21 protein-coding genes are annotated in these 25,109 nt (G+C 44.4%); 4 read left to right on the forward strand and 17 right to left on the reverse strand.

Annotated features, from left to right (window positions below; all coding sequences use genetic code 11):
* Positions 1-40: 40 nt before the first annotated feature.
* Positions 41-886 (reverse strand): AraC family transcriptional regulator, encoded by an 846-nt coding sequence (locus tag BLT91_RS09400; RefSeq protein WP_090820052.1) that lies wholly within the window; start codon positions 884-886, stop codon positions 41-43.
* A 132-nt stretch (positions 887-1,018) separates the two neighbouring features.
* On the opposite strand from BLT91_RS09400, the gene BLT91_RS09405 reads away from it, so the two are divergent.
* From BLT91_RS09405 to BLT91_RS09415, 3 genes are all read left to right on the forward strand, one after another.
* A complete protein-coding gene (locus BLT91_RS09405) occupies positions 1,019-2,023 on the forward strand; it encodes a Gfo/Idh/MocA family protein (protein ID WP_090820055.1) in 1,005 nt (334 codons plus the stop codon).
* Between the two features lie 23 nt (positions 2,024-2,046).
* A complete protein-coding gene (locus BLT91_RS09410; RefSeq protein WP_090820058.1) occupies positions 2,047-2,985 on the forward strand; it encodes an aldo/keto reductase in 939 nt (312 codons plus the stop codon).
* A gap of 321 nt (positions 2,986-3,306) precedes the next feature.
* Positions 3,307-4,062, forward strand: a complete 756-nt coding sequence (locus BLT91_RS09415; protein WP_175532199.1) for a DeoR/GlpR family DNA-binding transcription regulator — start codon at positions 3,307-3,309, stop codon at positions 4,060-4,062.
* Between the two features lie 49 nt (positions 4,063-4,111).
* Here the strand turns inward: BLT91_RS09415 and BLT91_RS09420 are convergent, their stop codons facing one another.
* The 12 genes from BLT91_RS09420 to BLT91_RS09480 all read right to left on the reverse strand — a co-directional run bounded on the left by BLT91_RS09420 (position 4,112) and on the right by BLT91_RS09480 (position 18,982).
* Positions 4,112-4,696, reverse strand: coding sequence for a TetR/AcrR family transcriptional regulator (locus tag BLT91_RS09420; RefSeq protein WP_090820063.1), 585 nt, complete (start codon positions 4,694-4,696; stop codon positions 4,112-4,114).
* Between the two features lie 3 nt (positions 4,697-4,699).
* Positions 4,700-5,497: an ABC transporter permease subunit gene (locus BLT91_RS09425; RefSeq protein WP_090820066.1), complete on the reverse strand. Its 798-nt coding sequence runs from the start codon at positions 5,495-5,497 to the stop codon at positions 4,700-4,702.
* Positions 5,497-6,399, reverse strand: coding sequence for an ABC transporter ATP-binding protein (locus tag BLT91_RS09430; RefSeq protein WP_090820069.1), 903 nt, complete (start codon positions 6,397-6,399; stop codon positions 5,497-5,499). Before BLT91_RS09430 ends, BLT91_RS09425 begins: the two co-directional genes overlap by 1 nt.
* Before the next feature lie 162 nt (positions 6,400-6,561).
* On the reverse strand, positions 6,562-7,818 hold the full coding sequence (locus BLT91_RS09435; protein WP_090820555.1) for an MFS transporter: 1,257 nt from the start codon (positions 7,816-7,818) through the stop codon (positions 6,562-6,564).
* A gap of 254 nt (positions 7,819-8,072) precedes the next feature.
* Positions 8,073-9,704 (reverse strand): beta-N-acetylhexosaminidase, encoded by a 1,632-nt coding sequence (gene nagZ / locus BLT91_RS09440; protein WP_090820073.1) that lies wholly within the window; start codon positions 9,702-9,704, stop codon positions 8,073-8,075.
* A 131-nt stretch (positions 9,705-9,835) separates the two neighbouring features.
* Complete coding sequence (locus BLT91_RS09445; protein ID WP_254776861.1) at positions 9,836-11,194, reverse strand: extracellular solute-binding protein; 1,359 nt, start codon at positions 11,192-11,194, stop codon at positions 9,836-9,838.
* Between the two features lie 94 nt (positions 11,195-11,288).
* Complete coding sequence (locus BLT91_RS09450; RefSeq protein WP_090820079.1) at positions 11,289-12,887, reverse strand: response regulator; 1,599 nt, start codon at positions 12,885-12,887, stop codon at positions 11,289-11,291.
* On the reverse strand, positions 12,884-14,695 hold the full coding sequence (locus BLT91_RS09455; RefSeq protein WP_141224965.1) for a sensor histidine kinase: 1,812 nt from the start codon (positions 14,693-14,695) through the stop codon (positions 12,884-12,886). The genes BLT91_RS09450 and BLT91_RS09455 overlap by 4 nt, the downstream gene beginning before the upstream one ends.
* A 138-nt stretch (positions 14,696-14,833) precedes the next feature.
* Complete coding sequence (locus BLT91_RS09460) at positions 14,834-15,277, reverse strand: OsmC family protein (RefSeq protein WP_090820085.1); 444 nt, start codon at positions 15,275-15,277, stop codon at positions 14,834-14,836.
* A gap of 23 nt (positions 15,278-15,300) precedes the next feature.
* Positions 15,301-15,609, reverse strand: a complete 309-nt coding sequence (locus tag BLT91_RS09465; RefSeq protein WP_090820557.1) for a DMT family transporter — start codon at positions 15,607-15,609, stop codon at positions 15,301-15,303.
* A gap of 1,413 nt (positions 15,610-17,022) precedes the next feature.
* Positions 17,023-17,160 carry a hypothetical protein gene (locus BLT91_RS31440; RefSeq protein WP_175532200.1) on the reverse strand — a complete coding sequence of 46 codons (138 nt, stop codon included), beginning with the start codon at positions 17,158-17,160 and terminating at the stop codon, positions 17,023-17,025.
* A gap of 73 nt (positions 17,161-17,233) precedes the next feature.
* Positions 17,234-18,982, reverse strand: coding sequence for a methyl-accepting chemotaxis protein (locus BLT91_RS09480; RefSeq protein WP_217635200.1), 1,749 nt, complete (start codon positions 18,980-18,982; stop codon positions 17,234-17,236).
* Between the two features lie 268 nt (positions 18,983-19,250).
* Between BLT91_RS09480 and BLT91_RS09485 the strand changes: the two genes are divergently transcribed.
* Positions 19,251-20,183 carry a diacylglycerol/lipid kinase family protein gene (locus BLT91_RS09485; protein WP_175532202.1) on the forward strand — a complete coding sequence of 311 codons (933 nt, stop codon included), beginning with the start codon at positions 19,251-19,253 and terminating at the stop codon, positions 20,181-20,183.
* Between the two features lies 1 nt (position 20,184).
* On the opposite strand, the gene lplT is transcribed toward BLT91_RS09485, so the two are convergent.
* The 4 genes from lplT to BLT91_RS09505 all read right to left on the reverse strand — a co-directional run bounded on the left by lplT (position 20,185) and on the right by BLT91_RS09505 (position 25,029).
* Complete coding sequence (lplT, locus tag BLT91_RS09490) at positions 20,185-21,354, reverse strand: lysophospholipid transporter LplT (protein ID WP_090820097.1); 1,170 nt, start codon at positions 21,352-21,354, stop codon at positions 20,185-20,187.
* On the reverse strand, positions 21,351-23,528 hold the full coding sequence (locus tag BLT91_RS09495) for an AMP-binding protein (RefSeq protein WP_090820102.1): 2,178 nt from the start codon (positions 23,526-23,528) through the stop codon (positions 21,351-21,353). Before BLT91_RS09495 ends, lplT begins: the two co-directional genes overlap by 4 nt.
* A 312-nt stretch (positions 23,529-23,840) precedes the next feature.
* The gene (locus BLT91_RS09500; protein WP_090820105.1) at positions 23,841-24,224 is read right to left on the reverse strand and encodes a VOC family protein; all 384 of its coding nucleotides are present in this window, start codon (positions 24,222-24,224) and stop codon (positions 23,841-23,843) included.
* 73 nt (positions 24,225-24,297) lie between these two features.
* Positions 24,298-25,029, reverse strand: coding sequence for a glycerophosphodiester phosphodiesterase (locus tag BLT91_RS09505; RefSeq protein ID WP_090820109.1), 732 nt, complete (start codon positions 25,027-25,029; stop codon positions 24,298-24,300).
* Positions 25,030-25,109 lie beyond the last annotated feature (80 nt).

Raw genomic sequence — 25,109 nt, forward strand, 5'->3', positions numbered from 1 at the left:
CCCTATGGATGAAACTTTTAAAAGAATTGGCGTTACTTCACTAACCAAATAAACCTTTGACGTACAAGCTTCGAAACTCGCTCGGTGTCATGCCTTCATGCTCCTGGAACCGCTGGTTGAAGTAGCTTGCGCTGGCGTAACCTGATTCCTTCGCGATATCCTTGATCGATAAGTTCTCCTTTTCAATCAAACGCTGTTTAGCGAATTGAATACGGCAAAGGGTAATGAAGGATAGCGGCGTCATCGACATGGCTTTGCGAAATAATTTGCAGAAATAGTATGTGCTAACGCCTGTCAGCTCCGCCCATTCTTCCAAGATAAACGGTTGACAGGCTTTTTGCTGCATCGAGGGAAGTAAAGCAAGAATGCGATCCACAGACTCCATACCGCGATTTCCCGTTAAAGGTGCCGCATAGCTCATGAATTCACTCAGAATCATATACGTCAGCGTTGAGAGATTCGTTGTCCGAAGAATGTTCGTCGTCTCCGCTTCCTGCAGCAGCTCGTGAAATGCCTCTTCTAGTTCATTCCACCGTTTTAACGTCCATAAGGTACGTAGAAATCCTTTTTCCAGCATAAACTCCTTGACATGGCTCCCATAAAAGTGAACCCAACGGACATTCCATGGATCTTCCTTGGAGCTGTAGTATTTTTGTTCTTGATACGGAAAAAACAGGAAAGCATCCCCTTTTTGAATCGGATACTGTTCACCTTCCATCTCCACATATCCTTTGCCCGATACGATAAAATGTAAGCTGAAGGTTTCACATAACCCTTCGGGTCGATAGACAGAATGATTGGGGACGTCACGATACCAGCCAACGGATTCTGGAAAAATGAAATAAGAAGATCGCTGCAGCTTTGGCAGCATGACTTGCCTTTGCATCCTATATGGCCTCCTTACTTAATGACAATATTCCGATAGCCAATGCAATATATTATCATATTCATTTTAAATAACTCGTTTTATAATAACAATATAACGTTATAATTATTTTACTAAAGGAGATATGCAGCAATGAAAAAGTTTCGTTGGGGAATTCTAGGTTGCGCCAATATTGCCCTTAAGGCTTGCATTCCTGGGATTAAACAGTCTAAAACTGGAATTGTAAGCGCTATTGCGAGCCGTAATTTGCAGAAGTCACAGGAAACTGCGGCTGCGCTCCATATTCCAAAGGCTTATGGCAGTTATGAAGAATTAGTCGGGGATCCGGATATAGATGCCATATACATCCCCCTTCCGAACCATCTGCACAAAGAGTGGACGATCCGTGCTGCTGAAGCTGGTAAGCATGTGCTATGCGAAAAGCCAGCATCATTAACTGCTGATGAAGTGCAAGAAATGGTCACGGCCTGCGACCAAGCAGGTGTGTTGTTTGCCGAAGCGTTCATGTACAGACATCATCCCCGCTACGAGCGGATCAAAGCCATTATTGACTCCGGAGAAATCGGTGACGTTCGTGGTATTCATGGGACATTCACCTTTAGTAACCCTGGGGATAGCAAAAATGTTCGCTACGTGCGTGAATGGGGCGGCGGCTCGGTCTATGACGTTGGCTGTTACCCGTTGAGTGCAGCAAGAATGCTGTTAGGAAGAGAACCCGAGGCTGTAACAACTCATGCCTTCTTCTCACCTGAGCATGATGATGTTGATATGATGATGTCTGGCTTAGTCGAATTCAGTGGCAATGTTGCGCTAACATTCGATTGCGGGATGTGGGCCGCTTTCCGTAATACGCTCGAAATCGTCGGCGTGCATGGACGCCTTGAAGTCCCATCAGCTTTCATAACGCCAACAGAGGAATCGGGTAATTTCATCGTCTATGTTGGAAATGAACGTCGTGAAGAAAAGGTTCCTTTCCTCAATCAATATGCGCTGCAGGCTGACGATTTGGCTTATGCCGCTTGGGGAGAGAAGTCGCTTCATTTCCCAGCAAGTGATGCAATTAACAACTTGAAATTAATTGATGCTTGTTTGAAATCAGCTAGAGAGCGTTCTCGAATCGTTATTAACCATTCATAATCGAAAGGCTGGGATGAACTACTATGAAGCACATTCAAATTAAAGGATTAGATAAACCTGTATCTAAACTTATCATGGGATCCGATTTCTTTAGATTGGATAATGGTCATGAAGTCAGTGACCTCCTTGGGCATTATTTAGCTATAGGCGGAAATACGATTGACTCGGCATTCATCTATTGTGGCGGCGAAAGCGAGCAAGCGATTGGGATATGGCTGGATGAAATGGGAAATCGCGATGCGATAAACATCTTTACCAAGGGTGCTCATCATGACGAGCACGGACCTAGAGTGAATCCGGAAGCGATTCGCAGTGATCTGTTCACCAGTTTGGAACGGCTGCGCACCGACTACATAGATTTATATGCGCTCCATCGCGATGACCCCGCGACACCGGTTGGCGTTATCCTCGAAGCGCTGAATGAACATGTGGAAGCTGGCCGAATCCGCGCCTTTGGCGGTTCCAACTGGACACACGAGCGTCTGCAAGAAGCAGCTGACTATGCCGATCAGCATGGTCTAATCGGCTTCAGCTTCAGCAGCCCTAACCTCAGCTTGGCTAAAGCAAACGAGCCGTTCTGGCCCGGCTGCGTCTCAACTGATGAAGGGGCGCTGCATTGGCACGAAGCCAGGCAGTTTCCTCTGCTGTCCTGGTCTTCTCAGGCACGCGGATTTTTTAGCGGGCGGTTCACGCCCGAGAACCTTGATAATGCCGACCTCGTCCGCGTCTTCTACAGCGACGAGAACTGGACGAGGCTGCGCCGCGCTGAACAGCTGGCGCAGGAAAAAGGCGTAAGCGCGATCCAAATCGCGCTCGCCTACGTGCTAAGCCAGCCGTTCCCGGCATGCGCGCTCATCGGCCCGCGCAGCGAAGCCGAAATGTACTCTTGCCGTGACGGGGCGGAGCTCGTGCTGACTCCGCATGAGCTGGCATGGCTTGATTTGACCGCAGCTACTGTGTAGCTGCGGCACCCCCTTTGAAGGCAGCGTAAGCGTGTCTCTTAGATGGAAGCCCCGGATGATAATTGAGCCGGGGCTTTTTGGGTTTTGTAGCCTTTGTTAGTGAGCTCGACGGATCGGACGACGTTATGCGTTTTTTTCATCGCTATGGAGGTACTTCTCACTTTCACTCTTCGACGCCATCCGATAGACGGCTTATCCGTTGACATGATAAGATACAAGTAAGCATTATCTACATAATTGTTATCTTTTATGAAAAATTAGAGTTTACTTATCGTATCGATGTTAGTTAGCTTTCCTGCAGGGAAGCTTTTAGGAGGTACCATGGGAAAGACAGATATTCGCCGAGATGCCATTATGCAAGCCATAAAAGATAAAGGCTCCATCGCCTTGACCGATATCGTACAGCAATTCGCCGTATCAGAAGCAACAGCCCGGCGGGATCTTGAGATTCTGGAGCAAGAGAAGCGCTGCATTCGCACCTTCGGCGGTGCCGTACTAGAAAGCTTAAAGGTCGAAGTCCCCTTTTTCAACAAAATGGACCTTTACACCGATGAGAAAAAAGAAATCGCCGATAAGGCGCTGCGCTACATTGAAGATGGCGATATCATCGGTTTAACAGGTGGAACAACAACGACATTTATCGCTAAAAAGCTAAACCAATTCAAGAATCTCACCGTCATCACGAATGCGGTGAACATCGCCTATGAGCTAATCGGCACACAAGGTCTGCAGCTCATTCTTACTGGCGGTGTGATTCGCACCCAAACCTTCGAGCTGTCAGGGCCGCTCGCCAATGCTACATTAGATAATCTCAGCATTCGCAAGACATTCATGGGTGTAGACGGCATTTCGTTAACTCGCGGCATGATGATTTATAACGAGCTGGAAGCCGAGACCAATCGGCGAATGATGAAGCAATCTATGGAAACTTACCTCGTTGCCGATCATTCCAAGTTCAGCCGAAGCTCCTTATTTGTGATAGGCGAAGTTCAAGAAACTATCGGGATTATCAGCGATTCAAAGGTAACACCTGAAATGAAGATTGCCTTTAAAGAAGCCGGGGCGCCATTTTTGTAAAAAAATAAAACTCGATCTCTCTGATAATAACCAGCGGGATCGAGTTTTTTCATATTTTATGCGCGTAATCAGAACTTATAATACCATGGTAAAGAATCGTCGTTAGCTGTTCTCTGACATTCGTTAGCGAGCCTGCACCCGCCATCAAATTACTTTTCATGCTAAATTCTTTCATAAACGTCAGATACATGATTAGAATGTGAGGTGAAATATCCTTGCGGATTTGTCCCAATTGCTGTCCTTTGAAGATCAGCATTTCGAATTCCGGAATGATTTTATCCTGGTTGAAGTCAAGGATACGCTGCATCAAATGCGGGAAGGAGTCGCGCAGATCTGTCACGAAAATATCCGTTATATTTTTGGCAAACGTATCCCCCATTTTCGTAAAAAGTGAGAGCGCCTCAATCGGCTCCTTCGCCTGATCCATAACTTCACGAAATAGACGGTGACCCTCGGCAATCAGCTTATCGACGACCTGTTCGACCAGACCTTCTTTATTTTGAAAGTAGTTGTAAATGGTCATCTTGGAAACAGGCGTTTGTTCAGCAATTTGCTCCATATTCGTTTGTGAGATCCCTTGTTCGAGGAACAAGCGCATACCTGTTTCAATCACTTTTTGCTTTTTACTCACCATCCGTCACGATAAATCCCTTCGTTGTAAAATATAGCTCCCAATCCAAATCCCGCCGATATATATTCCTAATGTAACTAGCAGCCCAGAAACTGTCAACCCACTTCCTTTAACAACAGCAGCTGCATCAAAGAGATGCATAGGGCTGAGTTTAGAAAGCTTTTGAAGAAACCGCCCGCCGCCACCAAGAATAGTCGGGATGAACGAGCCAAGCAATATACCAAAGCCGACAGCCATCGACGTTCGTTCTGAAGTAAATAAAGGTGTCAGCATGTAACCAATTCCTGATAAAAGTAGACATATCAAGTATCCGCCAGTTGTAAGCAGTATGATATTTCCAGGATCATTCACCCCAATGGTTAAAGCGGCAATCAGCAGGGTGAGCGAAGCAGCCACGATAAACAACAAAGTCAACGAAAAGAAATGCGCGACAACTTTTGAAATGAAAACCTGTCCCCGTGTGTAAGGTAGCGCGAACAAGAATTCACCTGTCCCCCGATCTAGTTCCTTAGCTATGGAGGAAGCAGCCCAAATGGCGGCAAAGCAGCCTAAAAGCAAAACTAAAATGGTATAGGCCTGACTTGCAAAATACCCTTCAAAGGACTTAAAACTATCTGGAACAATATTAAATGCGGCCAAGAGGGGTTTGGGCATGGAACCAATCAACTTAATCATTTCGGGATTGCCAATATAGGAATCGGCTTTCATTAAAAGCAAAGCGATCAACAAAGAAGACACGAAGATAGCCCATAGTACACTTTTTTGAATTTGACGCAGTTCGTGAAGAATTAGATTCCATTTCATTATTGTTTCACCTCGTCCCGGTAGTACGCCATAAATAATTCTTCCACCGTCGGCTTTCGAATCATCACATCCTGAATCGGCAGTAAGGCTAGTTTTGCCAGTACTTCATTCAGCCTTCTACCTGTGCGCAGATGATGATGTGTGCCGTCGTAAGTTACACTTCCATCCAATTGGTTAAGTCCGTAACGCAGTCTTAGATCTCCCGACTCTTGAAAGCCAACCACAACGACATGATCACCCGGCTCCGATAATTCACTTACTTTGGAAGTCCGCAGTATTTTCCCTTCTCGTATGAAGGCGACACGTTCGCAAATTTTCTCAACCTCATTCAACACATGTGTGGAGAAAAAAACCGTCATCCCTCTTTGCTTCTTCAGTTCGGACAGCAACTCAAAAAAGGAGTGCTGAACTAATGGATCTAACCCTGAGGTCGGCTCATCAAGAATAAATAACTCCGGCTCATGCAGCAAGGCAAGAACAATCCCCATCTTCTTACGATTACCTAGTGAATAAGTTCGGATTTTCGAGCTCATGTCCCATTGAAGTCTCTCCGCGTATACGGCTGCACGTGTGTTTTTCAAGCTTAAGCCATAGGCCGCAGCAGCTAACTCCAATGCCTGTTTTCCGGTCATATCCGGATAAAAATGAATTTCGGATGGTAAATAACCAATCCTCTTTCGCAAATCGGCTCTGTCACCAATCACGCGCTGGCCAAAAAGATGAATCTCTCCTCTTGTCGGAGCATTGAGCTGCATCAGTAATCGAATAGTCGTGGACTTTCCTGCACCATTGGGTCCAATGAAGCCAAATATTTCACCTTGGTCAATCTCCAAATCAACATCGAAAATCCCTTGATGGTTGCCATAATCTTTCGTAAGATTAGCCGTCTTAAGCACATGCATAGAGCAGCACCTCATTTGTACTTATATTTATAAATAAGTATATAATCACCCTATTTCAACTTAATGTCAATGATTATTTTACTTTTTTCATTAAAAAGTATACATATAAGCGATGTACACAAAAAAAGCCTCCCGAAAATCGGAAGGCTTCGCATATTTGCATTACTCGTTGCTCGGTTGCGCCGTAACACTTGGCTTATATTTCAGCGAAGGCAGCATAATGAATACACCAATTAGAAAAAGTGCCGCTGATGTGATATAGATCATTTCAAGGGAGAAGGAGGCCTTAATACTTCCGGCCAAACTCATAGTGAGGACCATGGCTCCCATAAACAGAGGGTTCAAAATACCATTTACACGACCAACAAACGCTTCCTCAGTGTTACCCAGAATCATCGTATTAATACCAATTTGGATGGCAGGCAGGACAAGTCCGGAAAGAAATTGCATCAAAAGTGCAAGCCACAGAAAATGTGTCATGCCCATAGCTGCAAACGTCACGACACTTACTGACATCCCTAATATTAACAAAGCTTGCGGTGACATTTTTTTAGAAAAGCCCATCGTCAGGCCTCCGCCGATAATCATCGCGATACCATTCGTCGCCATGAACCATTGCAAGTTCTCTTTAGGCAAGCCTAGATTTTCCGTGACCAGATAGATACCAAGTGGACTGATTAGACCAATAGCAAGACCAGCTACAGCAAAGCATCCACCTAAGGTGACAAGCATTTTATTTTTCTGCACATAACGAAAGCCTTCACCCATTTCAGCAAAAATGTGGGTAGATGGTTGTTCAGCACCTCGGTCAGCTTTACGATCGGCTGGAAGAAACGTCAGAACAAGTGCAGAAAGCAAGAAGCAAACCCCCATAATGGCTACTGCGACTTCGATACCAAAGTGATAGTAGACGAAGGTCCCCATGATAGGACCCAAGATCATAAAGATAGCCATCATCGATTGAAACAACGACATCCCCATTTGCATTTGGGACTCATGCACATGAACCTTGAACAGCTTCATCCCGGATGGTTGTGAGAATTGGGATAGGATGGAGGATACTAATGTGGCAAAAAAGATCGCTTTCCATGATCCATAATACAGGGTAACCATTATGACAAACACGGAGACTGCACTCAGAATATCGCACCAAACCATCGTCAGCTTGGGCCGCCAGCGATCAGCAAAAGCACCGCCGATAAAAGAAAAAATAAAGATCGGTGCAAACTCGGCAACTGAAATCAAGGAAACCGAGTAAGGATCGTTATTCGTCATGTCAGTCACATAGAGAAGAATTGCAAAGTTACGAATCCAAATTCCGATTTGAAGGAAAATACCCGATAACATAATGGACTGAACGAAGCGATTTGCAAAAAAAGAACGCATCGTCGGCGCATTAGAAGAAATTGCTTGTGACATAGAAAAAAACACCCCTTCGTAAATAGATAGTTCCATAAAACTAGACCTCATTCCGACGTAATCGGAACTAATAAAGTTTCACAAACCTCATTTACTGTAACCCAAAAGGGTGTTTAACGTCTAGTGCAATAGGTCATATGACTGGTCATATTTGTAAGTGACTCACTGCTCATCCCTGGTCCGACAATAAGGCGGCGACGACAACGTCTCGCAAGCCGAGATTCGCGGCGAAGGTGACGACACCCCCTGTCCCATCAATCCTGTCTCCAACCAATTGGATACTGATCTGATAACGTTACAGGCAGCCGCCCAACCGCTTTCTCTTTCCCAAGCAGCACATTCGCGAGGGATACCATTGCAAGCGGACGATTTTCATAACAAGCCAAATACGTTTTCACCTCAGGGAACTCAAGCAAATCATACGGATTGCGACCAGCGGCCACAATGAAATGCACTTCATCTCTTCGAGCTAGCTCCCTAACCAACCGGGTCTGTCCAGGAGAGAATGTCGCATTATAAGTGACCATGACAACTTGATTCTTGCCCTCACAAGCTTCCAGTACAGACGATATCTCTACATCAGAAGGATACAATCCCAAGTAAACCTCTTCAACGTGCTTTCCTGCTATTTCAGACAAAGCACATCCTAGGGTGCCATTACGATCAACAATCTCATCGATCTCTGTTCCCTTTTGCACTTCCGTCCAGATGACAAGCGTCGATTTATTCATTTCGAGGGATTTACCGATTTCATCCTTAACCAGCGTAATGCTTTTGCGGCTAAGCTCTTTAGCCAGATGCTGATGCTCTGGTGTAGAAATAGGTCCTTCTGGAATCGGGGCTAATGTTTCAAAACGAATCTCTCTCTTATATTTATAGGTCATAATCCGCAGCACTGACTCATCAATTCGCGACTCCGGAATTCGTCCGCTTTCAACCGCTGCAATAACCGCTTCTATCGCGGAAACTTGGCGATCCAGCAAATGACTAACTAAAATGATATCAGAACCGGCCTCAATCGCACGAATGGCACCTTCAGCCACCCCGATACCTTCAGAGATCGCCTTCATCTCCAGACAGTCCGTTACGATTAGCCCTTTGAAGCCAAGCTTCTCACGCAGCAGCTCGGTTAAAATGCGATACGAAAGCGTCGAGGGAACACCGTTTTCCTCAAGTGCCGCGAACACAACATGCGCCGTCATAATGGCGTCTACACCGCCTTCAATCGCTTTTACGAAAGGGGCTAGCTCAAGCTCCATCAGCCGCTCCATACTGTGCGGGACAACCGGAAGATCATGGTGAGAATCCTCTGACGTATCCCCATGCCCAGGGAAATGCTTGACCGTGGCAATAACGCCCATGTCCTGTAGGCCTTTCACAGCATGAGTGCCCATATCACTTACAATCGCAGCGGTTTCACCGTAAGAACGTACCCCGATGACCGGATTCAATCGATTATTATTAATATCCAAGCATGGCGCGAAGTTCATGTTCACGCCCATTTGACGTAATTCCTTCCCCATCACCTTTGAGCTTGCATAAACGCCGGCTGGTGCAAAAGCAGCCCCCAAGGCCATATTTCCCGGCAGCAATGTTGCTCCTTTTTCAATACGGGAAACCATGCCCCCCTCTTGATCTACCGCAATGAATAACGGCTGGCCGCCGCTGCGAAGGCTCATAGCTTGCAGCTCAGCTGATAAATGAGCCAATTGGTGCGCATCTTTTACATTGCGACGAAAATAGATGACACCTCCCAGCCCGTACTTTTCAATTAATTGGGTAATTGAAGCATTAGGCTCCAAGGATTCAAAGCCACAAATAAACAGTTGACCAACTTTTTGACGCAAGCTTAAAGGTTGATGATGATGGCTTGATGAGGATGACATAAATGACACGCTCCTAGAGTGAGTGGGTTATACTTTAATACCTACAATGATCCGCTTTTGCAAAATAAGAAAGATCAGCACAACGGGGATAACGCTAAACCATAACGAAGCGACATCATCATATCAACCTACTATTTGGTATGGGTTTCTTCCTTATTCGAAGCTTCTTGCTGCTTCTGTATGTCCGCCATCAGAGAGACCGGATCTATTCTTCCACCGATTAATTCTTGCATACCGCGCTCTAATTTTTCCCGGACTTTCGTTTGGATATGGGAGTCAAAGGCTGGGAAAGCACCTTTACTGCTAGCAAAAACAGTCAAAATTTCCGTAATGAGCGGATTCACATTGCTCGTATCCTGAAGCTTCATTGCAGGCGGCATTCCCTCTTCGACAAGCTGTCTTTTTTGCATAGATTCATTGTACATTTGTTTTATGAACTCCTTGATCGCCGCAAGCTGACCTGGCGTCACTTTCTTGGAAAAGCCATAGGCATTAGACCATCCGCCATTGATATAGCCATCACCTGGACCGCCCATTGCCGGGAAACTCATGAAGCCTACATCCTTTACAATGGCTGACTTCTCAGGATCAAGCAGCGGTGTATTAGCCCAACTGCCATCGAACATGAAAGCCGCTTCGCCGCTGCTAAATTTATTTTGCTGCTCGGCATAAGACAGTGCTAAGCTGCCTTCCTGGAAATACCCCTTTTTAACCAACGTATTATATTTCTCGAAAGCATCCACGACATTTTGATCCGTCCATCGTTTACTTCCATCCAAAAAGCCCTCAATTGAATCGGGGCCGGCAGTGCGCACCCACATCGTATTGCTCATCATGTTAATGACCCAGGAATCTTTGGCCGCCAGTGCGAACGGCGTTATTTTCAGTGCTTTAAGCTTCGCGGCAGCTGCTAGAAGCTCATCCCATGTTTGAGGCCTTTTCATTTGATGATCCGCCAAAATCTTTTTATTATAGTACAATCCCTCGACATACCCCGCCATCGGAATACCATAAATTTTACCGTCAACTGTAAACTCCTCAAAGCTATAGAACTTATCCATTAGTCCCAGGTCATTCAATATTGGCGTCAGATCAAGCAGCCTGTTCGCTTTTACATAATCCTTCGTATCGGTTCCGCCGAACAAGTCGAATATTTCCGGTGGATTTCCAGCGGCCATCTCCGCTCTTAGCTTCTCAAAACGATTGACCTTATCCTCTACTCCATCTAAGGTAATGGACAAGCCTGGCACCTTCGACTCCGTTGCTTTCACAACCTCCTGCAGCATCGCCAGGCGCTTCTTCTGCGTATCTTTCACTTGTGTATGACGAAGAGTCAAAAGGATCGGATCTCCTTTAGCCGCTGGATGGTTAGGCGTTTCATCCACATTACGGTGATTTTGATCCTTGTTCAAACTTAAGCTGCTGCAAGCAGACACGATGAACGTTGCACCCATTAAGACTGCCACCGAAATCAACGTTCCTTTTCTCATCTTCATTGATCTCCTTTAAGCTTGCAATTTAAGTATAAAATAACGCCTCTTCATCCTATAGATCCACAAATTCCTAATAAAGGGGCAAATTCCTCTACTTAGCTTCCTTGCGCTTATCACGATACTCCGATGGAATTTCGCCGGTAAACTTCTGAAATACTTTGGTAAAATATCGTCGTTCTATGTACCCCACCGATTTCCCGATGTCTGTAATACTTTTATCACTGTGAAGCAGCATGGATTTCGCCAATTCCATCCGATGCTTCGTAACATATTCAACGAAAGTTTCCCCGAAATGCTGCTTAAATAGTAAGCTAAAATAGCTGGAGCTGATGCCGAGTGAACTCGCAATATCCTCGATTCCGAAATCTTTCGAATAGTGAGTTCTTATATATTCTTTCGCAGCTGCCATAAGCAGCTCGCTGTTTTTCTTCTTATTCGTCCCTTCCAGCCCTAGTGCTACGAGCTGTACCATGACCTGAATCAGGTGCTGAATGCTTTCACTTTTATCCAGTAGGCTCCAGACCTGTTCTTCCTCTTGAATATTGAGTGTATTCATCTCTCGTAATTCGCGCAGTAAGTGAAGAATGAGGAAGTGCAGCATCTGATAGGCCCTGGCAAAGGAACTGTCGGGCAAGCCTTCTAGCAGCAATTTCAAACGGTTCAATGCGTCCTCTGTTTTGAGACGGTTAAGCTGTTTGAGCCCCGTTACAATTTCCTCCACCAAAAACCACAAAGAAGTGTTCGCGTCCGCAGGCTCTTTGGATTCCTTATACAGCAGAACAGACTCCTGCTTCCCCAGATTAAGCTGCATGAATCGCTGCAGCTTCCGATAGGCGTTAGAGAGTTGACGGAGTCCAACTGCAACGGGGAAGAAGCCCACACTAATGCCTAATTTGACCGATTGCAGCACGTCATTTTGCAGCTGAACAGCAATTTCGCTCAACTTAGTCTGCACCATACTTTCATCGGTTTCATCCCATTGAATAAGCAGGCACCATTCGCCTTCGCGCATCTGGAGTACCGTGAACTTCAATTTCTCATCCGTTAAAGAATCTTGAAGTACATTTCGTACCGCGAAATTCCAAAGCTTCCGCTCCTTTTCCGCCCAATGCAATGATTTCTGCGAGTAATTATCGACATCAATCATCGCGAACAGATACGTAAGCGTTTCAAGGTCCATATTATCAATCGGAAGCAGTGTATTCGGCGTAATTTCCGTATAATTCATCAGTACGTCCTGCATAATTTTCTCATAGGCTAAATTTTTCATTTTGCCCCACTTCTGCTGTTCCTCTTGCTTACTTAGCTTCATAACCCTGATTTCATTCGCCAATTTACGAATACAGTTTTCTAACTCCTCGTAGTTAATTGGCTTCAATATATAATCACTTACGCCAACTCGCATTAACGAGCGTGCATACTCGAAATCCTGATACCCCGTCACCATCAGCACCGTACATTCCTCATTGATTTCGCGCAGCTTTTGAACGAACGTAATCCCATCCATAAGCGGCATACGAATATCACTCATGATCAGATCCGGTACATGCAAGCCGCAAAGCTCAAGTGCCTCAATACCATTCTTTGCTGTTCCAACAATATCGATCTCTAGTTCATCCCAAGGAATGACCGCCTGCAAATTACGCAAAATGTTAGGCTCATCATCTGCTAATATCGCCTTTAGCTTCACAAGCCTTCCCCCTTATTTTTTGGGATCACGATTTTCATCGTCGTTCCGTGCCCTTCTTGACTGCATATGAACATGCCATAATGTGAGCCATATTGGATCCGTATGCGGTCAGCTACATTGCTGACACCGAGCCCTCTTCGCTCTTCATTCGTGCCCAATATCTCATGAAATGGCGTCTCCAGCTCTGTTTTGTAATGGAATTTAGCTAATTTATCCGCACTAATGCCTATGCCGTTATCAGTCACATAAATCCCAATTCGTTCCCCTTCATTCACAACCTTTATCGAGATCAAACCCATATACGCAATAGGTTCAAAGCCATGCTGCAGAATATTTTCTACCAACGGTTGGAGAGTAAGCTTTAGGATGTGAAAATCCAAAAGTTCGGAAGGAGCTTCAATTTCATATTGAAATTGATCTTCAAAGCGGAATTCCTGAATTTCGAGATAACTTTTCAAATGCTCCAGCTCTTGCTTCAACGAAATTTCTTCTCTGCTCTCCATCCCAATGCGCAGCAAATTACCAAGTCGATATACCATTTGGCTGACTTTTTTTCCTTGGTTCTGGATCGCTAACACATTAATGGATTCCAGTGTATTGAAAAGAAAATGAGGCTTGATCTGGGCTTGCAGCAGCATAAGCTCAGCCTTATTTTTACGATCCTGTTGTCGTTTGACTTCTTCCAGAAGATCCTCCACTCGTACAACCAAACTATTGAACCCTCTGGCGAGTGCAGACGTCTCATCCTTACCGCTTTCCTCCATACGAGTCGTCAGATCTCCGCGTTCAACCTTTTTCATTGAAGAAAGCATACGTAAAATCAACTGAATAATTCGTCGAACGAACACCAGATTGTACACCAGCGCAAAAAATAAACAGATGAACGTAATCCCGGCAACCAGTTTCATAATCGTCTCAATTTCACCAGCTACGTATTTCCATGAGGTGATAGACACGACACTCCAATCCCGCACACCCATTTGATTAATATTTAAATGATAGAGTGAAACTAAGCTTTTTTCATTTTGAAAATTCGCTTGGAAACTGTGATTGCTTTGTTGCAGATCCAATTTGCCTTGCAGCAGCAGAAGCACATTGGCACCTTCTAGATTTTGTTTATTATCATAAAAAATAAGTCCACTCTTATTGACAAGCAAATAGCGCTTCGAGCTTTCCTCATTCGTATTGTATGATTTGAAAATTTGATCAAGCTCATTAAATTTAAACTTCAGCAGCATAAAGCCAAGGTTGTCCATCGTCCAGAAATCTTTGACCATTCTTGCTTGATAGAACTCCCCGCGGCCAGCCCCGAACTCCTTATACTCGGAAGGACCTATCCAAAGCGGACTTCCGTTTAATTCCTGTATTTGCCCAAATGCCGTGCTTTTCATCAGCACCGTCCATGGCAAGGCACTTCCACTTGTACGCCCAGCACTAAACGATTTACCGGCATTGTTGTAAATCACGACCGATTGTATAGGGGAATAGGTCAAAATCGAGCCGCGGAGCAATGTATCTAAGGTATTCAAATCATAAGAGGAGGGCGAATCTTCATTCGGCTTTACCTCAATTGTTCGATAAATACCTTGAATGCTGTCTTTTACCATCCAAAAGTCGGAAAAGTAATTCGCTTCCTTGAACATGTAATAAATGTTACGGGAAATCGCCTGCAAAGTAACCTCGGTCAAATCGCCATATTTTTTCTCGATTAGCTGTTGTGATACCGTATACACAGCTGATCCCAGCACGAACAAAGGGATAATTATGAAGATTAAAAAACCGATAAAGACTTTTTTGTTCAAATTCATCGCCAATGGCAGACCCCTTCCAAACCGAATCAGGCACCATCCTAGTGTTGGCGCCTTTTCATTCCTTACTATTGATTATAAATGACCCGTAATTTACACTCCTAGGGATAGGTTTGGTTGCTTCAGGGATAAAATCATCTACTCTTGAACAAGAGAAATTTCAGGCTCCACAGTTACTTCAACGTTACCTTTTAAAGCTTTGCTGATCATGCAAGTCTGCTCTGCGCGATATGCCGCTTTGCTTATTTTATCCAGTTCCTCTTGCAAAGTATGAATGGGAACGGAAATTCGCGGACGGTGTATGATTTTATCTACTTTCATTGCCGGACTGCTTTGCACGAATATCTCCGAGTTAAGCTCAATCGTTGTAATGCCTAGCCGCTTCAGCAGAATGCTGAGCGTGATGAGATAGCAGGTCCCTGCCGCGCCAAGCAGCATCTCTTCCGGATTCGTCCCGATACCAGGACCATCTAATTGGCTTGGAACCGAGATTGCCGTGACCAGGTTACCTGCTCGGATGTTACCTGTTCCGTCCAATCCTCCGGTCCATTCTGCCTTTAGTTCAAATCGATGTTCATTCATAGGTTTTCGCTCCTTATATTCATCTACTTATTCGTATCTGAGTTTATCATTGTTAAAGAATTTTGCCTTTGCGAGGTCTTCGATTGAACTTCGTCCCCAGCGCTGCTTATATGTAAACCAATTACTCCTAAAATGATAAGAACAATTGAAATCATCTTCATTATGGAAACCGATTCATTGAACCACCAAATTCCAATGATCGTGATGAGTGCGGTCCCTACACCCGACCATATCGCATAGGCCAAACTGACATCGAGCTGCTTAAGAGCCAACATTGCCGTAGTTCCCACCGTTTCAAATAAGATCGCAAGCCGTAGAAACGTCCAATTCATATTCCAAACCATCTCAACCATCCTCTACGCTTAAACTGTTAGTTATTATTGTAATGGAATGCGCTGAGTTTCACCAGTTTGAATGCTAGGCTAATTACCAACAGCGTAAAGCAAAAAATCGTTCTCGCTCCTAGAACTAGGACGAAAACGATTATGATTTTAACCATTAGAAAAAGGCCGTCCTTATCTCTAAAACAGATAAAAACAGCCCTATATTACTTACATTGATATCAATGAAAATGCATTAATTAATGTGTTGGAATCAAAACAATGAAAGCCCTACCTCTCTTCCATCCTTGCGGCTCCAATGACCGCGCCAGTACGAATTGCTTTACAAACACCTGCTGCCGAAACACTTGACGTAGCCTCGGGTTTACCATAAAATGAGCTGATTTTTACTGCACATTGGGAGAAAAACAAACAAGGAGAGGGGGTTACTTTCTTCTCGCTAATCGTTCGTATAGGGGTAAATGGAGGTTTGGTTTAAAGTGTTTATATGGTTCATTTCAATCAATTCATATACTATACATGAAAATGAAGTGCATGTCAACTCTATAAACACCTACTATCACTGTAATAGTTCTTATGATATTATCATTCCTAAGAATACAATCAAAAACACGGCTGTGAAGCACACGCCGCTTTTCTAGTTCTGCACGTGCTGCTGATCTGAAAAGCGGCTTATTTATTTCCATGGGAGGTCATGTCATTGAAAGAACTTTTGCACTATACACTTGAAAACTACATATCTCAGCATCTAGCACTTTAACGGTCTGCACCCCGAGTATGAAGTAAAAGACTTTCGCGACGGAACTCGCTTTCTGGACTTTGCTTTTCTACGTCATTCCTTGAAACTAGCTATTGAAATTGATGGTTACGGACCACACTCTTCCCAAATAAGCCGCACCCAATTTGCTGACCAGTGGATTCGCCAAAATCATCTCATCATTACATTGAAAAGGAAATAATTCGTTTGGCTTTAACTATTGGTAGAGCTTTGAAGCCAAGCGATGTAAGCCAGATGCTTCATTTCGGCTCTCGAAAAGCCTGCCGAATTCTGAAAGAGATGTCTGGAAAATCACTTCTTAAGCCGGCTGGAGAAGGTATAAAGTGCGTTCGAAGTTACAATGTTCACGAGAATACACAATCAATCTGGGAGGTTAATAACCAAGTAAATTAGTAACCTTAGAATCAGCAGCTTGTTTCCTCACAATACCATAGACTTCCTAAGAAAGGCCTTTTTCATCCTCTCAGTCACTAATCCAGGCAATTATAGCTACTCTCAGCAATGAGCCGTCCTCTTCAGACGTCTCGCAGGGGCTCACTCCATTTCAGCTTCTGAGAAGGCCTTTTTCATCCTCTCAGTCACCAATCCAGGCAATTATAGCTACTCTCAGCAATGAGCCGTCCTTTTCAGACGTCTCGCGGCGGTTTCATCCGTTCTATCGTGCGAGAAGACCTCTTCTGCCTTCTCAGATCGCTTTTCAACAACGCTCCCCACACTTTTGCGATGAAATTCATTCTCTCAGCAGCCTGAAATCGGAGGCTCATGACGTTCCCCCCACGCACCTCGGTGGCTCAAACAAAAAAACCGCAGGCACACAGTCCGCGGTTCTCTCTATTTCTACACCGTAAATTTCTGCAAAGAAATTTGTAGTTCCTCAGCAAGTCCTGCCAACGATTTGGCAGAATTCTCAATTTCCTCGGTCGTTGACATTTGCTGCTGGCTGGCAGCTGATGTTTCCTGACTGACCGAAATCCCTGTTTCCGAAACAGCACTTACAATACTCATCACTTGCTCGATGCGTAAATTTGCATCAACCAGTTGGTGAATATTCAGATTCACACTCTCCACTTTCGCGTTCACTTTCTCAACGGAAGTTTCGATGTGGACGAAGGATTCTTGCGCTTCACCGGAAATGGTTAATCCAGCTTCCACTTTGCCAGCCCCTGCATGCATGGAGCTTACAGCGTGATTAATCTGTCTTTGAATCGTAGAAACCAGATCTGTAATGTTGCGTGCCGACGAGGAGGATTGCTCAGCAAGCTTTCGCACTTCTCCAGCTACAACAGCGAACCCACGACCTGCTTCTCCAGCACGCGCAGCTTCAATAGCAGCGTTCAAAGAAAGCAAATTCGTCTGTGTGGAAATTTCATTTATCACATTGACAATCTCACCAATTTTGTGAGCATTTTTGCCTAAGGCGGCGATAACTTCATTGACTTCCCGCACAGCGTCGGAAATCTCCGTCATTTGACCGGCGATTGATACCACGGATCGTTTCCCATTTTGTGCCGCATTGGTTGCTTGCTCCGCGAGCTCAGCCACTTCTTGGGCAGACTTATCAATGAGCTTCGTACTCGTTAGCATGAGTTGAACTGCCTCATTCGCTTGATTCACTCCAGCAAACTGCTTCTCGAAATCTTCGGATAGCTGCTGACTGGATGTTGCTACCTGTTTTGCAGCCATAGAGCTTTGCTCTGAACTTGCAAGAAGTTCTTCTGAACTAGCTGAGAGAGTCAATGCATTTTCTGCGATCTGCTTAACTAATGTACGCAAGCTTTCGGTCATTACATTAAAAGAGCCAGTTAATTTCCCGACCTCGTCCTCGTAAGGGTAGTCACCTTTAACGGAGAGATCACCGTCGGCAGCCTTTTCCATATGTTCCTGCAGCCTGCGAATTGGAGTCGTAATAATCATATTCAAAGCTAGTGCATTCGCCGTCATGACGATAATCGCGATGATAATGGTAAGGATAATGACCAAGTGTGACGTCTTAGAGTCTGCACTGCTCGTTTTCTGAAATTGTTCTGCAGCAAATTCTTTGAGCAAAACCAATTTATCCAGCGCTTCAATCGTCTTACTACCTTGCGGTGAAACCTCATTGTTATAAACTTGGTAAGCAACTTGATTATTATTTGTGGCATGATTAATCGTTGTGTTAATGACCTCGCGGTACTTACCATTCAGTTCTTCAAAGCTTTTAAAAGCCGCAGCTTCCTCTTGGTTTAAAGCAATTCCTGATATTTTAGTAACAAGCTCATTATTCTTAGCACTGTTCTCATCTAATTTCACTTTCAATTTGACCTTATATTTCACATCAACCGATAGCATCATTTCTAGAAGATTGGATTGGGTTTCATTAAAATTTGATTTCAATTGATTAATCCATTTGACAGACAGCAGACTTTCCTCGTACATTCTAGTAGAATTACTAGACATCTTATCCATGTAGTAATAACCAGTAATACCAACAATTGCCAGGAACAAAATAGCGATGGCATTCATTAAAAGCAGTTTAAAACGAAGTTTAAGGTTTCGAAGGATGGAAAGGTTAGTTTTCGTTTTTTTTACTTTTTTCATGTTACTCATATTCAATTTCATATTGAATTTCAAAGTTAACCGTTCTCCTTCCGAGTCTTAGATTTTGTAGTCTGACTTAACTTGTCCAGAACAAAACCATCAGTGTTATCTTGATGAAACAAAACCTTACATCAAAATATTTTAATTCACCTATGGTTTATTTTACAAATAAGTACCTATTATGTAAAGACAAAATTCGCCAAAAAATAGGGAAATCAAAGAAATTTTTTGGTTAACTACTTCCATTTTTTATAAAATAGATCGGGGATAAATGGACATGAAATCAATCGGAATTATCGTGAATCCGCTTTCAGGGGACGGCAGAGGATCTATCATCTGGAGAGAAATTGCGACTTATCTACAGTCGAATCATATCTCGTATATTTCAAAATTAACGACAAAGGCTGGAGAAGCCACCCAGCACGCCATCACACTTGTTAAGGAGCATGAGGTTGTAAAGCTAATTGTTATCGGCGGGGATGGAACGATTCATGAGGTAGCCGGAGGATTATCACAATTAAAAAATACTGGATTTAGCTGCAGCCTTGCTGTTATTCCTGCGGGTACAGGCAACGATTTTGCCAAAGCTTATGACATTCCCACCAATCCATTAAAAGCCCTAGATGTCGCTTTATCGGAGACAAAAAAAGTCCAAATCGACATTCTGCGTGCAAATAATGGCATGATTGCCGTAAATAGTATTGGAGCGGGTTTCGATGGCATGGTGGCCAAACAAACTAACGAAGCTAGCTACAAAAAAATTTTCAACCGCATCGGTCTTGGTAGGCTGTCCTACTTCCTTTCGATCCTCAGAGTGTTCGCCACTTATCAACCCTGCACAGCTTGGTTAGAAGTAGATGGCACGGTTCATGAGTTGCCTGATATGTGGCTGACAGCTGTCGCAAATATTCCCTTTTACGGAGGCTCTATTCAAATATGCCCAGCTGCCTCACCTCACGACGGCATTGCTGATATCGTCGTGATTCAAAGCAGAGGGCGATTCCGGTTACTTCCCATCCTTTTCACCGTTTATCAAGGTAAGCATACCAAGCATCCCGCTGTTTCTTTCTATAAAGGTACGTCAATTTCACTTCGTACACAAACGTCTCTACTCGTCCAAGCGGATGGAGAGTTCGCCGGATCAACACCACTGCAAATCGAGATTGTGCCTTCAGCGATAACGGTTATTCGGTCAGCTCTCAAAGGTTAACTTACAAAGCTATTTTCAAACGTTGACGCTGTAAAATCAGGTATCCCACGAAGCCGGCTAGGATGACAGCAATCCCCGTTATGGACATGTCAGGTGATAGACCATCCTTGGAAATTTGCGTGTAGATACCTACACCGGCTAGCATCATCGTATTTTCGAGGAAATTTTGAACCGCAATCGTTTTACCGGCTCCCACCATTCCCTGGCCTTTATCTTGAAGTACAGTATTCATCGGTACGATAAATACGCCGCCGCTGAAGCCTACGAGGAGCAGAAGCCCTATGGTGACATACAGGTTAGTAATGAGCGGGAATAGCAAAATGCTGATAATCATTAGAATCCCAAAGATAAAGGAATTATAATATTGACGTGCCGGAATGAGCTTCGGCGTCATAAGTGCGCCAACCATAATACCTATTCCTGTTACTGCCACCAGCATCGAAATCTGATCTATAGACTGGATCCCAAGATGGACCGGTACCCATGCAATAATCGCTAGACGAACGACTGAAGATGTCATCCAGAATGAGCCGGTTCCAACGAGAGAAAAACGGGTGGCTCTATTTTTTAACAAGAGAGTCATATCCGAAATAAATGACTTAGCCTCCTTAAGATAACGGATGTTCGAATTGCCTTGAATCCTTGGTATTTGCATTGTCATAACTAAAGAAACCAAGTAAAGCGCGAAGCAAGCCATAATAGACCCGGTAAGTGATAGTTTTGCCAAAATACCACCGCATACGGAACCAAGAAGAATGGCCATAATCGTATACCCCTCAATGCGTGCATTGGCTTGCAGCAGCTCGTTGTCTGAATACGTAAGCGAAGGCAGTATACCATATTTGGCCGGTGAGTAGACCGCGGCTCCTATACCGACAATTCCGTAACTGACAGCAGGATCAATATGCAGGAATAACGCGATAATTCCGATGCTCTTGATAGCGTTGCCGACTAGAAGGACGTGGGATTTCGCATTTTTATCTGCGTATGCTCCAACGAATGGCGCGAGGAGAACGAATGCAACGAGAAAGGATGCTTGCACAACGCCAATATAATAATCAGGGAAAGCATTCTGTTTAATGATAGCCAGTGTAATGAAGAGAATCATATTATCGGCAAAAGCGGAAAGGAATTGTGTCAAATACAGCGTCTGAAGTGGCTTCATTTTCATATCATTTCGCTCCCTTTAGGTTCATGATCATCCTGCAGCGCCGTTCGTTTAATAGTCACATAGTCTACTTTTCCACTTCCCAAAAGCGGCAGTTTCTCCAAATAACGAAGCTCCGAAGGCATGTAAATCGTTGGATGACCCTGCTGTTTCATCGATTCTCTGAGTTGCTGGATCTGGGCCCCCGGAATATTATGGTATACAACGATCCTCTCCCCTTTTCGTACTTCTGGCACACTGATCGCTGCGCATATCGCATGTGGCGGCAAGCTTGCAATCACAAGCTCTTCCACCATCGGCAATGACACTTTTTCCCCACCAATTTTGGCAAAAGACTGCACTCTTGCTTGAATCGAGATAAACCCTTGATCATCTATTTGAACAACATCTCCGCAACTATACCACTCCGGGCAAGATACGAAGCCTTGACCATGGATTAAATAACCTTTCATGACATTCGGACCCTTCACCAGCAAATTACCGCCAAGCTCAATGCCGTCCACCGGCTCTAACCGATAGTGAATTCCTGGCAGTATTCGACCCACTGTCCCTTTCTTTGCATACATGGGCGTATTAAGTGAAATGACAGGCGCTGTCTCCGTTGTACCATAACCCTCGAGAATTCGGATGCCAAATTTATCAGACCAGGTTTGTCGGACTTCCTCCTTCAGCTTCTCAGCACCAGCCACGACATATTTAAGCGATTGGGCGTAATCGTACGGATGCGCAGTTCTTGCATAAGCCGATAGAAACGTTGAAGTCCCAAAAAGAATCGTAATATTCCGATCGTAAACCAACTCTGGAATGACTTTATAATGTAAGGGATTGGGGTACAGTACGACTTTCATACCGGAAAGAATCGGCAGCATCGTACCCGCTGTCAACCCGAAGGAATGAAACATCGGCATCGCTCCAAGCACGATATCTGACGCATTAAAGGCAATAACGACCTTAGCCTGCTGAATATTTGCAAAAATATTTCGGTGTGTAAGGATAACACCCTTCGGTTTACTCTCACTTCCTGATGTGAAAAGGACAACCTCGTTCTTTCCTGAACCAACGACTCCTCGAGCTTTTCTTACATAGTGAACGATTCCCACACATTTAAGTTTAAAAGTGATACTTTGTTTGACATCCTCGAGATAAACAATTGTGAAAACACCGCTCGCGCTTTGGATAAAATCAGTAAGTCCCGCCTTGGCGACGAACGCTCTAGAAGTCACAATCGTCTTCACAGAGGCCGTTTCACAAGCATCTAACATCGCCTGTTTCCCCGCCGAATAGTTTAGAATCGCCGGTGTTACACCTAATCGGAATAAAGAAAACAAGGTAATCACATTCGCCGCAGCATTAGGAAGCAAAACAGCTGCACGATTCTGTTCCTTGAGAAGCTCTTTTAATCGCTCCGCCATTGTATATGTTGTTAGCAGTAACTTGCGGTAGGAAAGGGAATAATTGCCAACAATATCTTCACAAATAATGGCGGAAGAGCCGTGCTGTTTAGCAGCTATAATCAGTTCGTTGAATAAATTGAGCTCAGGCTTCATACGGCTTTCCAGCAAATGATTCTGCATGCGGCTGCGAATCGTATCCGTTGCCTGATCTTTCTGAACTCTCCTCGAGATATGTTCACTCATGGGCACTTGAAAAGCTTCGCCAAACGTAATGCTTACAGCCGGAAACCAGATCTGCTTCAGTTTCCCGCGAAGATAAGATAGCTTCGAATGCTCCAGCCCATTTATCGCAATTGGCAGCATAAGAGCCTGAGATCTCAGTGCAATATAGCCAATCCCTCCATACACCTTCATCATACCACCGGTTGTTGTGATACGTCCTTCCGGAAAAACAACCAACGGTGTACCGCTTTGTACGGTTCTGAGCATCGTCCGCACCGAATAGGGATTCAAAGGATCTACCGCGATATGCGCCCGAAAAAGGAGCAGCCAAGCAAAACGCTTTGCAATCTTGGTGTTTACAACAAAGGCCACTTCCTTGGGCAGTATCAGAGCTAATAGAACTGCATCTAGCAAAGATACGTGATTAGGGATGAGGACTGTTTTCTCCGTAAAATCCAACTGCTCCATCCCTTTCACTCTCACCCGGAAGCTTGCCATCAAGGCTGGGCCCAATAAGGGAAGAAACAGCTTTAACAGAGTAACAAACAACCATTTGATCATTGGAACTCCTCCTAAGAGCTTTGCTTTAGCAAAGCTATCTTCGTAAGCATCAGCTGAGCTTTGCTTTAGCAAAGCTATCCTCGTATGCACCGGCTGAGCTTTGCTTTAGCAAAGCTATCTTCGTAAGCATCAGCTGAGCTTTGCTTTAGCAAAGCTGCGGGCATCTATTAATACCAGGTCATAATCACATTGTATGCATTTGCCGCGAATCTGATAGTACTAACTTTACGTAGTACTTCGCCTAGGAAGATATATTTCAATAAAAAAAAGACCACTGCATCCATATATGCATCGGTCTCTCTCTCATACTTATTAATTTTCCTTCGGAACTTCACTGGTTAATGCTAAGGTATTTCCCTCTGTATCCCGGAAAAAGGCCATCCAAATATCGATACTGCCCATATTGGCTGCCACATGCGGCTCGTTAATAAAGGAAACACCTCGTTCTATAAGAACTTCATAGACCCGCTTAATGTCTTCCACCTTATCATAAATGACTGAGCTTGGATGAGTAAATTCCGGATTTTCAGGGAGGCTTAGCATCAATCGAATACCGTTACAATCAAAAAAAGCCACTTGAGAAGCTTGAAACAAAAAATTCATACCTAATGTGTCGCGATAAAAGATGACGGCTCTTTCAATGTCAGCTGCATTTACAGAGATTTGTGCAATTTGGGTTAAACTGTTCTCGCTCATATGGTTCCCCTCTCAACAGATATACCCATATTCCACCATACAAGCTTTTTCGTTGTAACACAAAATGATAGCTCTAAGACTTTAAAAGATCTCTTAGCTTCGCCGGATAGTCGGTAATAATACCCGAAACACCCGAAGCAATCATCCTTCTATAATCCGCCACTTCATTTACCGTATAAGGATAACTAGCGAGGCCCGCAGCAGCGGCAGCCCTAACATCCTCTTGTTCTATACAGTGGTGATACGGATGTAAAGAATATACATCTACACCTATTTGCTTAGCATATGCGGCATGATCAATTAAATTTGCTGCATACAGCAGCCCCACTTTTGCCTCAGGCTCAGCTTGTTTGATCCTGCGAATCACTTTGTGATCGAAGGAAGAGATGACGACATCTTCCCATCTGTCGCGTTCACGCAAAAATGTGATCAGTGCTTCCTCCATTCGCCCTTCGTAAGCGTGTTTCACTTCCACATTGATGAGGTGTCCTCTCGGTACAAGGTCGAACACTTCACACAATCGTGGTATCCGTTCCCCCTTATAGTGATCCGAAAACCAGAAGCCAGCATCTAACGACTTTATCTCTTCCCAGCTTTTTTCACAAATAAGTCCGGATCCATTCGTCGTCCGATCCAAAGTAAGATCATGGCAGACAACAATTTCTCCGTCTTTCGTCAGCTGGACGTCCAGTTCAATGCCTTCTGCCCCTTGCTCTAAAGCTAATGCGAAAGAAGCTAATGTATTCTCCGGAGCTTCGCCGGCTGCTCCGCGATGCCCGATCACAATCGGTTTCTGTGTGTTCATGGTCCACTCTCCTAAGCTTATAAGCTACTAATATGCTCAAATTATAGATGACATTACCCGATTTTGCCCAGTATTCGAAA

This window comes from Paenibacillus sp. yr247 (assembly GCF_900103825.1).
Classification (GTDB): Bacteria; Bacillota; Bacilli; order Paenibacillales; family NBRC-103111; genus Paenibacillus_E.

Coding starts and splice junctions, on each gene's coding strand:
- BLT91_RS09400 (WP_090820052.1), bottom strand. CDS start 886: ATGCAAAGGCAAGTCATGCTGCCAAAGCTGCAGCGATCTTCTTATTTC.
- BLT91_RS09405 (WP_090820055.1), top strand. CDS start 1,019: ATGAAAAAGTTTCGTTGGGGAATTCTAGGTTGCGCCAATATTGCCCTT.
- BLT91_RS09410 (WP_090820058.1), top strand. CDS start 2,047: ATGAAGCACATTCAAATTAAAGGATTAGATAAACCTGTATCTAAACTT.
- BLT91_RS09415 (WP_175532199.1), top strand. CDS start 3,307: ATGGGAAAGACAGATATTCGCCGAGATGCCATTATGCAAGCCATAAAA.
- BLT91_RS09420 (WP_090820063.1), bottom strand. CDS start 4,696: ATGGTGAGTAAAAAGCAAAAAGTGATTGAAACAGGTATGCGCTTGTTC.
- BLT91_RS09425 (WP_090820066.1), bottom strand. CDS start 5,497: ATGAAATGGAATCTAATTCTTCACGAACTGCGTCAAATTCAAAAAAGT.
- BLT91_RS09430 (WP_090820069.1), bottom strand. CDS start 6,399: ATGCATGTGCTTAAGACGGCTAATCTTACGAAAGATTATGGCAACCAT.
- BLT91_RS09435 (WP_090820555.1), bottom strand. CDS start 7,818: ATGTCACAAGCAATTTCTTCTAATGCGCCGACGATGCGTTCTTTTTTT.
- nagZ (WP_090820073.1), bottom strand. CDS start 9,704: ATGTCATCCTCATCAAGCCATCATCATCAACCTTTAAGCTTGCGTCAA.
- BLT91_RS09445 (WP_254776861.1), bottom strand. CDS start 11,194: ATGAGAAAAGGAACGTTGATTTCGGTGGCAGTCTTAATGGGTGCAACG.
- BLT91_RS09455 (WP_141224965.1), bottom strand. CDS start 14,695: ATGAATTTGAACAAAAAAGTCTTTATCGGTTTTTTAATCTTCATAATT.
- BLT91_RS09460 (WP_090820085.1), bottom strand. CDS start 15,277: ATGAATGAACATCGATTTGAACTAAAGGCAGAATGGACCGGAGGATTG.
- BLT91_RS09465 (WP_090820557.1), bottom strand. CDS start 15,609: ATGAATTGGACGTTTCTACGGCTTGCGATCTTATTTGAAACGGTGGGA.
- BLT91_RS31440 (WP_175532200.1), bottom strand. CDS start 17,160: ATGAGCCTCCGATTTCAGGCTGCTGAGAGAATGAATTTCATCGCAAAA.
- BLT91_RS09480 (WP_217635200.1), bottom strand. CDS start 18,982: ATGAGTAACATGAAAAAAGTAAAAAAAACGAAAACTAACCTTTCCATC.
- BLT91_RS09485 (WP_175532202.1), top strand. CDS start 19,251: ATGAAATCAATCGGAATTATCGTGAATCCGCTTTCAGGGGACGGCAGA.
- lplT (WP_090820097.1), bottom strand. CDS start 21,354: ATGAAAATGAAGCCACTTCAGACGCTGTATTTGACACAATTCCTTTCC.
- BLT91_RS09495 (WP_090820102.1), bottom strand. CDS start 23,528: ATGATCAAATGGTTGTTTGTTACTCTGTTAAAGCTGTTTCTTCCCTTA.
- BLT91_RS09500 (WP_090820105.1), bottom strand. CDS start 24,224: ATGAGCGAGAACAGTTTAACCCAAATTGCACAAATCTCTGTAAATGCA.
- BLT91_RS09505 (WP_090820109.1), bottom strand. CDS start 25,029: ATGAACACACAGAAACCGATTGTGATCGGGCATCGCGGAGCAGCCGGC.